The 13,494-nt window shown below is 70.7% G+C and carries 12 protein-coding genes; 5 read left to right on the plus strand and 7 right to left on the minus strand.

What is annotated here, in order from left to right; all coding sequences use genetic code 11:
- Positions 1–117 precede the first annotated feature (117 nt).
- Positions 118–597, plus strand: coding sequence for a VOC family protein (locus ACTWP8_RS24705; protein ID WP_443324318.1), 480 nt, complete (start codon positions 118–120; stop codon positions 595–597).
- A 153-nt stretch (positions 598–750) separates the two neighbouring features.
- Here ACTWP8_RS24705 and ACTWP8_RS24710 read toward each other — a convergent pair whose 3' ends face one another.
- Positions 751–1,404, minus strand: coding sequence for a response regulator (locus ACTWP8_RS24710; RefSeq protein WP_443324413.1), 654 nt, complete (start codon positions 1,402–1,404; stop codon positions 751–753).
- Between the two features lie 683 nt (positions 1,405–2,087).
- On the opposite strand from ACTWP8_RS24710, the gene ACTWP8_RS24715 reads away from it, so the two are divergent.
- Positions 2,088–2,288, plus strand: coding sequence for a hypothetical protein (locus tag ACTWP8_RS24715; protein WP_443324319.1), 201 nt, complete (start codon positions 2,088–2,090; stop codon positions 2,286–2,288).
- Positions 2,289–2,535: 247 nt separating this feature from the next.
- On the opposite strand, the gene ACTWP8_RS24720 is transcribed toward ACTWP8_RS24715, so the two are convergent.
- The 3 genes from ACTWP8_RS24720 to ggt all read right to left on the minus strand — a co-directional run bounded on the left by ACTWP8_RS24720 (position 2,536) and on the right by ggt (position 6,777).
- Positions 2,536–3,270 carry a TioE family transcriptional regulator gene (locus ACTWP8_RS24720; protein WP_443324320.1) on the minus strand — a complete coding sequence of 245 codons (735 nt, stop codon included), beginning with the start codon at positions 3,268–3,270 and terminating at the stop codon, positions 2,536–2,538.
- Between the two features lie 96 nt (positions 3,271–3,366).
- Complete coding sequence (locus tag ACTWP8_RS24725; RefSeq protein ID WP_443324321.1) at positions 3,367–4,398, minus strand: ATP-binding protein; 1,032 nt, start codon at positions 4,396–4,398, stop codon at positions 3,367–3,369.
- A gap of 552 nt (positions 4,399–4,950) precedes the next feature.
- The gene (gene ggt / locus ACTWP8_RS24730) at positions 4,951–6,777 is read right to left on the minus strand and encodes a gamma-glutamyltransferase (RefSeq protein WP_443324322.1); all 1,827 of its coding nucleotides are present in this window, start codon (positions 6,775–6,777) and stop codon (positions 4,951–4,953) included.
- Between the two features lie 115 nt (positions 6,778–6,892).
- Between ggt and ACTWP8_RS24735 the strand changes: the two genes are divergently transcribed.
- Both ACTWP8_RS24735 and ACTWP8_RS24740 read left to right on the plus strand, forming a co-directional pair.
- Entirely contained in the window at positions 6,893–7,639 is a 747-nt protein-coding gene (locus tag ACTWP8_RS24735; protein WP_443324323.1) for a hypothetical protein, read from the plus strand.
- Positions 7,640–7,772: 133 nt separating this feature from the next.
- Positions 7,773–9,428, plus strand: coding sequence for a CocE/NonD family hydrolase (locus ACTWP8_RS24740; protein WP_443324324.1), 1,656 nt, complete (start codon positions 7,773–7,775; stop codon positions 9,426–9,428).
- A gap of 68 nt (positions 9,429–9,496) precedes the next feature.
- Here the strand turns inward: ACTWP8_RS24740 and ACTWP8_RS24745 are convergent, their stop codons facing one another.
- Positions 9,497–9,940, minus strand: coding sequence for a DUF6278 family protein (locus tag ACTWP8_RS24745; protein ID WP_443324325.1), 444 nt, complete (start codon positions 9,938–9,940; stop codon positions 9,497–9,499).
- Between the two features lie 190 nt (positions 9,941–10,130).
- Between ACTWP8_RS24745 and ACTWP8_RS24750 the strand changes: the two genes are divergently transcribed.
- On the plus strand, positions 10,131–11,957 hold the full coding sequence (locus ACTWP8_RS24750; protein WP_443324326.1) for an SGNH/GDSL hydrolase family protein: 1,827 nt from the start codon (positions 10,131–10,133) through the stop codon (positions 11,955–11,957).
- A gap of 77 nt (positions 11,958–12,034) precedes the next feature.
- Here the strand turns inward: ACTWP8_RS24750 and ACTWP8_RS24755 are convergent, their stop codons facing one another.
- Positions 12,035–12,817, minus strand: a complete 783-nt coding sequence (locus ACTWP8_RS24755) for an exodeoxyribonuclease III (protein ID WP_443324327.1) — start codon at positions 12,815–12,817, stop codon at positions 12,035–12,037.
- Positions 12,818–12,847: 30 nt separating this feature from the next.
- Positions 12,848–13,492 carry an MBL fold metallo-hydrolase gene (locus ACTWP8_RS24760; RefSeq protein WP_443324328.1) on the minus strand — a complete coding sequence of 215 codons (645 nt, stop codon included), beginning with the start codon at positions 13,490–13,492 and terminating at the stop codon, positions 12,848–12,850.
- Positions 13,493–13,494 lie beyond the last annotated feature (2 nt).

Below are 13,494 nucleotides of genomic sequence, written 5' to 3' on the forward strand. Positions count from 1 at the left end.
CACCGCCGCGCCGGACCTGCGGCGCCCGGTTCCGCGACGATCCGGCCGACGACCGATGAGTTTGCGGCACGAGATCGGTCGGTACTCGTGAACACGCTCACCTGGCAGGAGGTACCGATGACCACCGACGGCTTTACCACGTGCCTGTGGTTCGACGGGCAGGCCGAAGAAGCGGCGAACTACTACACCTCGATCTTCAAGAACTCCAGGCTCGGAAGGGTCGGCCGCTACACCGAAGCCGGACCGGGACCCGCCGGCTCGGTTCTGGCCGTCGACTTCGAGCTCAACGGCCAGAAGTTCGTCGCCCTGAACGGCGGGCCGGAGTTCACGTTCAACGAGGCCATCTCGTTCCAGATCTTCTGCGACGATCAGGAAGAGCTGGACTACTACTGGAACAAGCTGACCGAAGGTGGCCATGGAGTCGCCTGCGGCTGGCTGAAGGACAAGTACGGCGTGTCCTGGCAGGTCATCCCCTCCGGGCTCATCGACATGATCAGCGACCCGGACCCGGTGAAGGCGACGCGAACCACCAAGGCGATGCTCTCGATGGTCAAGTTCGACATCGCCGCGCTTCAGAAGGCCCACGCCGGCGAGTAAGCGCGCTCGGCACCGCCTGCACGTGCCCCCGGATGCCAGGTGGCGCGGGCGCCGAACGAATCCCCGGTGACCGCGCCGCCCTGCGTCGCGGCCGCGGTCGGCGGTGTGACTCGCACTCTGCCCGGATTCTTCACGCTGGATGAGCGGACGGGCCTAGCCTTCATCAAGGCCGTGCTCGATGGCGTACCGGACCAGCTCCATGCGGCTGTCCAGCTGCAGCTTGCTCATGATGCGGTGCACCACGTTCTGTACGGTGCGGATCGAGACGTACAAGTGCTCCGCGACCTGCTTGTAGGTCAGGCCATTGGCGACCAGGCGCAGGATCTCGGTCTCGCGATAGGAGAGTTGTGGCGGGTTGCCCGGGTTCGCCGGGCCGTCCGCGCCGGGTTGCGGTGCGGCGGGCGGGCGGCCGTGCTCGCCGGGCACCAGGCCCGCCAGCCCTGGGGTGAACACCGGCTCACCCGCGGCCGTCCTGCGTACGGCTTCCACCAGCTCGTCGACCGTTGCCGACTTCAGCAGATAGCCGGAGGCGCCGGACGTCACGGCTTCCTGCACATCCGTCGGTTCGCCGCTGGCCGAGAAGATCAGGACGCGCGGCGCGAGCTGACCAACCGTCAGTTCATGGCACAGCCGGGCACCTGGCATATCCGGCAGCAGGAGCCCCATGACGACCACGTCAGGCTCCGCCGCGCGCGCCTGGCGCAAGGCCTCGGCTCCGTCGCCGACCGTGGCGACGACGTCGTAACCCGCGCCTGCCAGTTCGGCGGTGACCTCTCGGCGCCACAGCGGATGGCTGTCAACGACCATCACGCGCACCGCGCCCGGCGCACCGGTGGCGGGCGACGGAGCGGCGTCCTGCACCGGCACCGCCGCCGGGCCATGGCCATCGGTACGAGTCGGGGGCAGAGGGGCGACGCGTCCGGCGTGACCGGGTGCGGAGGCAGGGGACGGGGGCTCTGCCCCGCGGGGCGCGCTGCGCACGTCCTCCTCGGCGAGGCGGGCCGCCACCCAGAGGTCGCGGAATCGCTCGACGTCCCCGCCGAGTGCCGTCACCACCGGCTCCAGGGAGTTCCATCGCGGCACCTCGGGACGGGTGAGCACGCGATGGACCGTGTCATGGCTCAGCAGCCGCGTCCTGTTGGCGATCTCCCTCATGCTGGGCTCGCCGCCGCGCAGATGCAGGGAGCGCAGAGCCGCCAGGAGATCGGCCAGGGGCCCGGGCGTCACGTCGGGTCTGCGTATGCGGGCCATCCGAATCTCCAGAACGACCGAGGACCTGCCGCCCTCGAGGCACTGCCTGACAGCACCGTCTGACACTTTCTGACAGTGTTCGAAATACCTACGGCCCAAGTGCCCCTGCACGCCGTGCAGTTGAGGACCACCGTCCTATGTTGTCAGACTTTGTCGAACGCCGTGTACAAGATACTCAGACATCGGTAAGCATTCATGGAAGGCAAGGAAGACAGGGAAGACGGTTCCGAGGAGCATCGGTGGATCAACGTCAGACCGGGTCGGGGCCGGAGCCGCTGCTGTCCCTGCGAGCCGCCGTGATCCTGCTCTCCGGGGTCATCGGCGCGGGAGCGGCCGGAGCCCTGGCCGTGCTGGCCGGGGCTCCGTGGGCTCAGGCCGTACTCACCGGTGCCGGCGCGTTCCTCGCCCTGGTCGTCTTCCTCAACACCATCATCGGTTAGCGCCCGCCGACGCCCGGGCACGGGCGCCGGGCCCCGCTCGGGCGCTTCTTCTGGATCATCTGCGGGCCAGATGAAGCTGCCGGGTCGACAGCCATGTGGCGTCGGCGTAGTCGCCCGGTGGCCTGCGGCCGTGCGTGATCCGGCTGCGGTCGGTGAGGAGTAAGGATCAGGCCGGCATCGGCGGACGGGTCAGCCGGGGACGGAACCGGTTGATGCCCCGTGTTCTCTTCGGCTGGCGACCGAAGTCTCATCCGCGGTCGCGGAGGTATGCCTCCAGCTCGGCGGCCCCGGTCAGCATCGCCCTCCCGCGGGCGGACAGCCGGCGGCGCCAGTCGCCCAGTGCGGCCTCCAGCGGCTCCAGTCCGCCCGCTGCCCGCACTTGGGCGATCAGCGGGGCGATCTGCCGCAGCAGGTAGCCGCCCCGCCTGAGCTGGTGGGCCAGCCGGGCGTCTCGTACGTCGGCCTCGTCGTAGACGCGGTACCCGGTTCGTGGGTCGCGGCGCGGGCGCACCAGCCCGGCGCGCTCCCATTTGCGCAGCGTCGCGGGTCGGATCCCGAGCTGCCCCGCCAGCGTCCCGATGAACGTGCCGCTGGGCCCGGACACCGCCGCGTCGGGTTCGGACGCCGTGGTGGGCACCAGGTCCCGGAGGGCGCTCTCCACGGCCTGGAGGGTCCGGCGGTCGTCGAGGAGCTGGAAATGGCTCTCGTCGATGAGGCGGAACGCCTCCTCGGCCACGCCCTGGTTCACCGCCCGCATGATCGCCGTCGCCGTCCGGTGGCCGTGGCCGGGCACCAGGGCAAGGAACGCGCGCAGGGCCCGTGCGTGGAGCGGGGTGTAGGTGCGGTAGCCGTGGGGTGTGCGATCGGCGGCCGGAAGGATGCCGGCTTCCTCGTAGTTCCTGATCGCCTGCGTGGACAGACCATGCCCGCGCGCCAGGTCAATCGGCCTGAGCCGTTTCCCGCTTTGAAGGTTTCGTCCCATGGCCCTGCCGATATCTCGCGGAAGTTTCAATCACCGCGCGCACCGCGCTGGCCAGCATGCCGCCCGCCCGGCACCATGCCCCCCTCCGGCGAAGGCTTACTGTGTCGGCAGCCTGACATGAATCTCCAAGCCGCCGCCCTCGCAGGGTACGGCTGTCACGGTTCCGCCGTGGGCGCGCGTCACGGAGCGGACGATAGACAGGCCCAGGCCAACGCCCTTGTCGCTGCCCGTGCGCCCTGTACGCAGCCGTCTGAAGGGCTCGAAGAGATTGTCCACCTCGTATGCCGGGACGACCGGGCCGGCGTTGGAGACAGTCACGAGCTGCTCGCTGCGCTCGTTGGTGGCCAGAAGGGTCCTGCCCAACTGGAGCAGCTCCGGCGAGGCGTCCGAGTCGGACATCTGTACCTCAAGCAGCGTGCGGTTGATCGCGAGCGGGGTGCGTAGCTCGTGAGAGGCGTTCGCGACGAACCGCTGCTGGGCGTTGAAGGCCCGGTCGAGCCGGTCGAGCATCTCGTCGAAGGTGTCCGCGAGCTCCTTCAGCTCGTCGTCCGGGCCGTCCAGCTCGATACGACGGTTCAGATCAGAACCAGCCACGCTGCGCGCCATACGCGTGATGCGACCGAGTGGCGACAATGTCCGCCCAGCCAGGACGTACCCGAGGGCGAAGGCCAGTACCGTCAGGCCCAGCAGGGACAACAACGAACGCTGCAGCAGTGAGTTGAGCGTGGCGGCGCGCTGGTTGTCCAGGCAGACGTCCAGAATGCTGTTGAACTCGTCGATGTCCCGCGCATGGCTGACCTCCGGACAGACGTCGCTGGACAACCTCAGGTCGTAGCCGCTGAGGATACGCAAGGCCGCGCCGCTATTTCCCAGTTCCTGGGCAGCCAGGAGATGGTTGATCGTAAGCAGCACTACCCCAGCCAGCAGAAACATGCCGCCGTACAGCAACGTCAGCCTAATCCGAACGGTAGGACGCAGTTGCGAGTAGTCCCTGGGCGACTCGCGTCGATACCAGGGGTCTTCAGAGGGCAGGCTGTGTCGCTTCTGCGGGGGGTGATGCTTCGGCTGCGGCGGAGGCGTCGGCTGCGGCGGAGGCGGCTGCTGCGCGCCCTTAGGAACACCGGCCATGACCTCAAATCCGATTGCAGGAGCCGTAACCACCGTGGTCGGTGCTTGCTCGCCTGAACGTGGGCTGCAGCATGGACTTGGAGTGCCCGTGACGAGCCGGCGCTTGCCCGTGTGCCTGGCTACGCGCACGGTGGTACGTGTCCCTCCTTGCCACAGTGAGCTCGAAACATCGTGCCGGAGCACACATAAACTGTTAGTAAGGGCGCATTTGGGGTGGCCGGCCGCCCGGCCGCCGCCAGTCTGATGAGGGTCTTTGACATCAGTTCTGGCCGTAGTTGCGTGTAGTTCATGGTCGGGTGAGGATCTGGGTTCGCAGGAGGGACGAAGGACGCTCGGCGGTACATAGCTCGCTTGAGGTTCACCCAGTGGACGTTGGCCCTCGAGACGCCTGAGCTTCAGGGAAGGGTGGGCCCCGGCCGCGCGCTGGTGAACGTTCTTCGGCAAGTGCGGCTCCAGCCGGGCCCACTCCTCGTCGGTGACGTCACCCCGCCGCACACTGCCGTGCACGAGCCGTGTCCGAGCTCGTCACCGACCCATCGGACATGCCCTGGACTAGCTCCCCGCGCCGGTCGGCCGTACCACCATCGCCGAACCGCCGCCACGCCGGACCTTCTCCGCCGCCGCGAGCCAGCGGCCGTCCGGGAGGCGCTGGATGCCGGTCGCCGCGCCGATCTCCGGGTTCTGCTTGAAGACGTGGCCGAGCGCTTCGAGTTCGGCGCGCAGCGGGCTGTTCCAGAGGCCGGGCTCCAGCTCCGTCGTCGCCGCGTTGCGCTGGCTGGCGCGTGGGGCGGCGATGGCCTCGACGAGCGGGAGGCCGCGGTCCAGGTGGCCCGTCAGGGTCTGGAGCACGGTCGTGATGATCGTCGAGCCGCCCGGGGAGCCCAGGGCCACCACCGGGCGGCCGTGCTCCAGAACGATCGTCGGTGACATCGACGAGCGCGGGCGCTTGCCCGGGCCCGGCAGGTTCGGGTCGTGGACTTCAGGACTCGCGGGGGCGAAGGAGAAGTCGGTCAGCTCGTTGTTGAGCAGGAAGCCGCGCCCCGGCACGGTGATGCCGCTGCCGCCCGTCTGCTCGATGGTGAGGGTGTACGCGACGACGTTGCCCCACTTGTCGGCGGCGGTCAGATGCGTGGTGTTCTCGCCCTCGTACGTCGTGGGCGCGGCCCCGCCGCCCGCGTCGCAGGCGGTGGGGTTGCGCGGGTCGCCGGGAGCGACGGGGCTGGTCAGGACCGCGTCATCGCGGATCAGGCATTCCCGCGAGTCGGCGAAGCGCTGCGACAGCAGGCCCTTCACCGGCACGTCCTCGAACGCCGGGTCCCCGACCCACCGCCCCCGGTCCGCGAAGGCGATCCGGCTCGCCTCGATGTAGCGGTGGAGGTAGTCGCGGTCGCTGAGCTTCGAAAGGTCCGTCTTCTCCAGGATGTTGAGCGCTTCGGCCACTGTCGTGCCGCCCGACGACGAGGGCGCCATGCCGTACACGTCGAGGCCGCGGTAGGAGGTCCGCGTCGGCGCCTGGCGCTTCACCGCGTACGACCGCAGGTCATCGGCCCGCACATCGCCCGGCCGTACAACCCGCTCCGCACCCGGGTCCACCGGCGGCTTGCGGACCGTGTCGACGATGTCCCGGCCCAGCTGACCCTCGTAAACCGCGTCGGAGCCGTGCTCGCGCAGCTGCGCGTACGTCCGGGCCAGATCCGGGTTCTTGAAGGTCGAGCCGACCACCGGCAGCTGCCCGCCCGGAAGGAAGAGTTCCGAGGAGGCCGGGAAGTCCCGGAAGCGGGCCTCGTTGTCCGCGGTCTGCTTCCGGAAGGTCTCGTCGACCGTGAAGCCGTCGCGGGCGAGCCGCTCCGCCGGGCCGAGCACCTGGTCGAGGGACTTGCTGCCCCACGCGTCGAGCGCCGCGTCCCAGGTGGCGGGCGTGCCGGGGGTGCCGACGCCCAGGCCGCTGGTGACCGCCTCCGCAAACGGGATCGGCTTGCCGTCCTCGACGAAGAGGTCCTTGTCCGCGCTGAGCGGCGCCGTCTCGCGCCCGTCGATCGTACGGACGGTGCGCTGCTTCGCGTCGTAGTAGACGAAGTAGCCTCCGCCGCCGACACCCGCCGAGTACGGCTCGGTGACGCCGAGCGCCGCCGCGGTGGCGACGGCCGCGTCCACCGCGTTGCCGCCGCGCCGCAGCACCTCAATGCCCGCGGCCGAGGCGTCCGGGTCCACGCTCGCCACCGCACCGCCGTAGCCCACCGCCACAGGCGACTTGGCGGGCGTACGGGCCTCCGCCGCGGCATTGCCGGGCCGCGTCGGCGGCGCGGCAGCGGCGGCCATGGAGACCACGGCCGCGCCCGCGGCCAGCAGTGACAGACTCCGGGCGGCGGAACGGCGCATACGTGACCTCCACTGGGCGGCTGTGGCCCGCAGCCTAACCGCGGCGCGGGTCCACCGTCAGCAGCAGGGCCGCTCACCTCGAACACGGGTGCGCGCACCGCTACGATCGCGGCCCATGAACGACGACGTGCGCAACATCCTCCTCGGCGTGATAGCCGCCGGTATCAGCGCCGCCATCGGCTGGTTCGCCCGCACCTACCTGTGGCGGCGCAGACTCCGGCGCAAGCAGCGCTTCTTCGGGCTGCCCGCGAACTCCGAATGCCTGCTGGTGGTCCACCGGGCTGCCGGCGGCACCGGCTGGACCGTCGCCCGGCGCGATGTCTTCGCCCTCCTGGAGCTGTCGGCCATCATCAAGGACTGCGGCGCGAACGCCCAGATCGTCGCGCACGATGCGGCGGAGCAGGGCTTCGGTGAGCGTACGGAGTTCTGCATCGGCGGCCCGGTGTCGAACCAGCGGATGGCGGCGCATCTGCGCTCGCTGCTCCCCGGCATCGAGGTCAACACGGACAGCGAACCGGGGCCTGACCGCGGTGCCTTCAGGGTCGGCAGCGAGCGCTACCGGATGCAGCAGGGCACGGTCGAGCACGTGCTGCTCGCCCGGCTGACCGCCAGGCAGGAGGGGCGCCCGGTCTTCCTCGCCTCCGGGCAGCACTCCAACGCCAATCACGCCGCCGTGCGCTATCTGGCCCGCCACCACACCAGGCTGGCGCGCAAGTACGGCAACAACTCCTTCTGCCTGCTGCTCAAGGTCGTCAACTCCGACGCGTACGGGCCGGATGTCGTCGAGCTGGTCGCGGACGTCACCCGCGCCGCCACGTCACCGGCGCCCGCACCCAAGAACTCCCACAGGGCGGCGAGTTGACAGAGTCAGGATTGTTACTGACGCGTAACTCGCTTTTTTGTTACCAGCAGTAGCCCCTAGAGGTTACCGTCGGGTCACTTTGCAGCGTGTGTGCTGACACCCCCACGTCAGCACCGACGTCAGGAGCCGACCCATGGGACACCCTCACCCGCGCACGGCTTTCCGCACCTCCGCCGTAGGTGCCGTCTCGGCCGCCGTACTCGCCGGGACCACCTTCGGTCTCGCACCGGCGGCCGGAGCCACCGCACCTGCCCGAACGCCGACGATCGCGACCGCGACGGCGACCTCCACCAAGGCCCCGAACGTACGGTTCGTCGACATCCCGGGCGACGGCGGAACCGTCCTCAAGGCCAATGTGGTCATGCCGAGCGGCGAGGACGGCGGCCCGGGCGGCGCCACCACGCGCCGCCACCCCCTCGTCGTACTGCCCACCAGCTGGGCCATCCCGCAGGTGCAGTACCTCGCCCAGGCCCAGAAGCTCGCCGACTCCGGCTACATCGTGCTCAGTTACAACGTGCGCGGCTTCTGGCAGTCCGGCGGCTCCATCGAGGTCGCGGGGCCGCCGGACATCGCCGACGTCTCCAAGGTCATCGACTGGGCGCTGGCCAACACCCCGGCCGACCCCGAGCGGATCGGCATGGCCGGCATGTCGTACGCCGCGGGAATCAGCCTGCTCGCCGCCGGATTCGACAAGCGCATCAAGGCCGTCGTCGCGATGAGTGGCTGGGCCGACCTGGTCGACTCCATCTACAGCGGCCGCACGCAGCACGTCCAGGCCGCCGGGTTCCTCGCCGGAACCGGCTATCTCACAGGCCGCCCGAGTCCGGAGTTCCAGCGCCTGATCGGCCAGTTCCTCGACTCCGACATCGACGACGAGGCCGAGCTGATCGCGTGGGGACGCAAGCGCTCCCCCGCCACCTACATCGACCGGATCAACGCCAACGGCGCCGCGATCATGCTGGGCAACGCGTGGGGCGACACCATCTTCCCGCCCAACCAGTACGCGGACTTCTACGAGAAGCTGACCGTCCCCAAGCGCCTGGAGTTCCGGCCCGGCGACCACGCGACCCCCGAGATCGGCGGCCTGCTCGGCCTGCCGAACGACACCTGGAACAACGCCCGCCGCTGGCTCGACCACCACCTCAAGGGCACGGCCAACGGCGTAGGCGACGAGCCGCCGGTACAGCTCAAGTCCCGCTCCAACGGCGGCTACGAGGGCTACGAGAGCTGGGCGGCCGTACCGTCGCGGACCCGGCGGATACCCCTCGACGGCACGAAGCGGATCTTCGCGAACGTCGACTCCGGTGCCAACGGCGGCGTCGTCATCCTCTCCAGCGCGCTCGACCAGTTCCTCAAGCTGCCGCCCGTCGCCGCCGTCCCGCTGCTTCCCCGCGCCTTCGCCGCCGTCTGGCAGTCCGAGCGGTACGACTCCGAGCAGCGCGTCCGCGGCACCGTGAAGCTGCACACCAACATCACGAGCACGCACGCGAGCGGCACCGCCGTCGCGTACCTCTACGACGTGGGCCCGCTCGGTTTCGGCAAACTGGTCACCACCGCCCCGATCACCTTCCACGGCCGGACACCGGGCCGGCCGTTCCCCGTCGACCTGGAGCTGTTCTCGACGGCCTACGACGTCCCGGCCGGGCACCGCCTCGCGCTCGTCGTCGACACCGTCGACCCGCTCTACTCCGAACACAACCCCGACTGGTCGCGGCTCACGTTCTCGTCGCCCGCCGACGACCCGTCGTACGTGTCAGTGCCACTGGGCGCTGAGCGGCCGACCCCCTAGGGCTCCCCCCAGCGGAGATCTTTCCGTGACCCGCCCTCCCCAGCGGCTGCTGGGGAGGGCGGAGGCGGTCAGCCCTCGGACGCCTCCGCGTAGACCTGGGACAGCTCGGGGGCGCCGCTGATGGCCCAGTCGAGGCCCGCCTCGACGACGTCGATCTCGCGGCCCGTGGCGAGCTTCACCACCGGCTGGCCGTTCGGCCACACCTGCCACACCGCCCCCGGGACCGTCCGGACGATCACGGTCCCCAGGTAGAGACCCGCGTCGTTGCCGAGCCACGGCAGCTCCTCCGGGTCGTCGCGCCAGCGCGGCAGCAACTGGTCCAGGGCCTCCAACGAGCGAGCGGAGTCGTCGAGTTCGAGCCCTGCACTCGCCGCCTGGCTGCGCAGCAGCTCGCACTCGGAGAGGAGCTCGGCCACCCCTTCGGGGTCCACCTCGGGCGGGACCGTCACGGACGCGCCCCGCTCCGCGTCATCGTGCCGCCTGCGCCAGCCGGCCAGGAAAGGGATGTTCATACCACTCAGGTTCGCATCCAGCCCCCGGTGTGCACCACAGGCGCGCCTGTCCACCACCCGGCCGCGCACGAGGGCGGCCGACGGCGGGAATTCAACCTCAGTTCAGACCGGGATCATTGACGGTCTCCAGCTGCCTCCCTACGTTCATCCCGCACCTGTCGGATCACTGCGGATGCGGGAGGGGACGGCCATGCTGCTCGTGGCAAGACGATGGACCATCGGGATCGTCGCGGGAGGTGCGGCCGTCGCCATCGCCGCAGCGGGCACACCCGCACTCGCGCAGACCCCGCTCGCACAGGCATCTGCACCAGCAACCCGCACGGAGCCGCTCCCCTTGGAGCGGCTCTTCGACAACACGGCGGTCAGCGACGACGCCCGCCCCTCGGAGGCCGACTTCGACGGCTCCGGCCAGTCCCTGTCCGCCCAGGACCTGTCCGCCGCAGGCTGGACCCCGGGCCGTACGCTCGCCCTCGACGGAGCCCGGCTGACCTGGCCCCGCTCCGCCGCCGGGCAGCCCGACAACGTACGTGCGGACGGCCAGCCGTTACGGCTGCGCGGGCGGGGCGACGCGCTGTCGTTCCTCGTCGCGGGCACCGGGGCGGGCGGGGATGTGACCGGCACCGGCACCGTGCGCTACCGGGACGGCGGCAGCACCTCGTACACCCTCACCGCCCCGGACTGGCGCAGCGGGCCGCTGAGCACCAAGGCTGTCGCACTCCCCCACATCAACGCGCCGGGCGGGCAGCGCACGGAGAAGGTCCGGCTGTACGCGGTGACCGTGCCGGTCGAGCGCGGCCGCGAGATCGCGTCCGTGGTGCTGCCGCGGGACCCGGGGCCCGCCGCGGATCTGCACGTCTTCGCGGCCGCGGTGCGCACTCCGGCGCACGGCTGGACCGGGACATGGTCGGCGAGCACCTCCGGATACCCGGCGGTCGGGCCGTGGACCGACCAGACGCTGCGGCTCGTCATCCACACCAGCGCGCGCGGGCGCGGCATCCGCATCCGGCTCGCCAACACCTTCGCGGCCGCGCCGGTACGGATCGGGCACGCCTCGGTCGCCGTCCAGGCCTCTGGGGCCGCGGCCGACGGGGCACCGCGGCGGCTGGCGTTCGGCGGACGGCCGGGGACCCGGATCCCCGCGGGGGCCGAGGCGTTCACGGACCCGCTGGACCTGCCCGTGCCCGCGGATACGAACCTGCTGGTCAGCCTGCATCTGCCGGAGAGGATCACGGCCGCTCCCGTGCACAGCAGGACCAACCAGGTCTCGTATCTGAGCGCGGCGGGCAGCGGGGACCGTACCGGCGACAGCGGGGCGGAGGCGTTCACCGGATCGCTGGCGAGCTGGCCGTTCCTCACCGGAGTCGACACCGGTGGCGGCCCGGGGTCCGTGGTGGCGCTCGGCGACTCGATCACCGACGGGGACAAGTCGACGGTCGACGCGAACCGGCGGTGGCCGGACGTGCTGGCGCGGCGGCTCCAGGGGCAGAGCGAGGTGCCGCGCTACGGCGTGCTCAACCACGGGATCTCCGCGAACCGGATCGTCACCGACCGCTACCCGGGCGACGGCGTGAGCACGGACACGGGCGGCGTGAGCGCCCAGCACCGGCTGGACCGCGACGTGCTGGCCCAGACGGGTGCCCGTACGGTCGTGGTCTTCGAGGGCGTCAACGACGTGCGCTGGGGTGCCTCGCCGGACCAGGTGATCGCGGGGCTGCGGGCCATCGCGGAGCGGTCACGGGCGCGGGGGCTGCGGGTGGTCGGGGCGACCATCGCGCCCTGCGAGGGCTTCCCGGACTGCACGCCGGAAGTCGACGCGCGGCGGACCGCCGTCAACGCGTTCATCCGGGAGAACGGCGGGGTGTTCGACGCCGTGCTGGACTTCGACGCGGTCATCCGGGACCCGGAGCGGCCGCAGCGGATGCTGCCGGAGTACGACAGCGGCGACCACCTGCACCCCGGCGACGCGGGGCTGCGGGCGCTCGCGGAGTCGATCGACCTGCGGAAGCTGATGCCGTAACGGCGTTGTGGGCATTCGTTCCGCTGGGCGATGGGGGTCCCCCCATCGCCCCGCGGTACGAATGCCCCCAAAACCGGCTATGAGACGTCCAGGTCCACCACGACCGGGGCGTGGTCGGAGGCGCCCTTGCCCTTGCGCTCCTCGCGGTCCACGTAACTGTCCTTGACCGCGCCCGCGAAGGCCTTGTTGCCGTAGACGAGATCGATCCGCATGCCGCGGTTCTTCGGGAAGCAGAGCTGGCGGTAGTCCCAGTACGTGTACGGGTGGTCGTACTTGAGCGGGCGCGGGACCACGTCGGAGAGTCCGAGCCCGCGCAGCCCTTCCAGGGCGGCGCGTTCGACCGGCGTGACGTGGGTCAGGCCCTCGAAGGCCGACCGGTCGTACACGTCCTCGTCCGTCGGCGCGATATTGAAATCGCCGAGCACCGCGAAGGGGCGCTCGGCGGCCGCGTCGCCCGCCACGGCGGCGCCCAGCGCCTCGAGCCACTGCAGCTTGTAGGCGAAGTGGGCGTGGTCCACCTCACGGCCGTTCGGCACGTACACCGACCAGACCCGGACGCCGTCGCAGGTCGCCGCGATGGCGCGCGGCTCCTGCGCGCCGTCGTACTCGGGGCCGCCGGGCAGGCCGCGCGCCACGTCGTCGAGGCCGGCCCTGGAGACCACCGCAACGCCGTTCCACCGGCCGTCCGCGTTGACCGCCGAGTCGTAGCCGAGCTCCCGCAGCTGCTCGCGCGGGAACTGCTCGTCGGTGCACTTGGTCTCCTGGATGCACAGCACGTCGGTGCCGCTGCTCTCCAGCCAGGCCAGCAGCCGCGGGAGCCGCGCGGTGATCGAATTGACGTTCCAGGTGGCGATGCGCATGGAGATGAATGTACCGCCCGCCTCTGACACTCAGAGGGCGAGCGACTCCCCCGGAGCCATGCGGCCGTGGTGCGCGCCGCCCACGCCCGGGCCGTCCGGGCCCAGCAACCGGTCGTACACCGTCCTCGCGACGTCGGTCAGCAGCGCATCGTGGATGTCGATGGCGCGCTGCGGCTTGACTTCCCTGAGGTAGTCGATGACTTCGGCGACCTTGTTCCAGGGGGCGTGCACCGGCAGCATCAGGGTCTCGATCGGGCGGCCGGGGACGGTGAGCGCGTCGCCCGGGTGGAAGACCGAACCGTCCACCAGGTAGCCGACGTTGGTGATGCGCGGGATGTCGGGGTGGATCACGGCGTGCAGCTCGCCGTGCACCTCGACCTCGAAGCCGGCGGCGGTGAAGGTGTCACCGTGGCCGACGGTGTGCACCCGCCCGGGGAAGGCGGCGGCGACCTGGTCCGCGACGCTGCGCAGGGTCCAGATCTCGGCGGCCGGGTTGGCGTCCAGAGCGGTCCGCAGCCGGTCCTCGTTGAAGTGGTCGAGGTGCTCGTGGGTCACCAGCACCGCGTCCGCGCCGACCGCCGCGTCCTCCTCGCTGAAGGCGCCCGGGTCGATGACCAGCACCCGCCCGTCCTTCTCCAGCCGGATGCAGGCGTGGCCCTTCTTCGTCAGCTGCACGG

The sequence above is a fragment of the Streptomyces sp. 7N604 genome, from assembly GCF_052245475.1.
Taxonomy (GTDB): Bacteria; Actinomycetota; Actinomycetes; order Streptomycetales; family Streptomycetaceae; genus Streptomyces.